Here is a 435-nt window from a genome sequence, read left to right on the forward strand (position 1 = left end):
CGAGAATAATAGGAATTCTGTTGAAGTCGTGAAATTCTTAATCGATAACGGAGCGAATGTTAATCTTAAAAGCAATGACGGCGAGACAGCATTAATGAATGCCTATATAAGCGGGAACAAAGAATTAGTAGAATTATTAATAAACTCTGGAGCGGATGTGAATCTTATTGATTTTAATTTAAAAGACAATTACGGTAGGACGAAATTAATGGAAGCCTCTGTAAGAGGGAATAAAGAAGCGGTAGAATTATTGATAAACGCTGGAGCAAGAGTTAATGAAATTGACAATGATGGTAGAACCGCTTTAATGTATGCTTACGAGAATAGTAATTCTGTTGAAGTCGTAAAATTCTTAATCGACAACGGAGCGGATGTTAATCTTAAAAGTAATTACGGCGAAACAGCGTTAAAGAATGCCTATATAAGCGGGAATAT

Annotated in this window: 1 protein-coding gene; it reads left to right on the forward strand. The window is 34.9% G+C overall.

The window, feature by feature from the left end; translation table 11 throughout:
- Positions 1 to 435 (forward strand): ankyrin repeat domain-containing protein (locus tag EZH24_RS13455; protein WP_170310892.1); only part of this gene is annotated, 435 nt, incomplete at both ends.

The sequence above is a fragment of the Brachyspira catarrhinii genome (assembly GCF_005518285.1).
Taxonomy (GTDB): domain Bacteria; phylum Spirochaetota; class Brachyspiria; order Brachyspirales; family Brachyspiraceae; genus Brachyspira; species Brachyspira catarrhinii.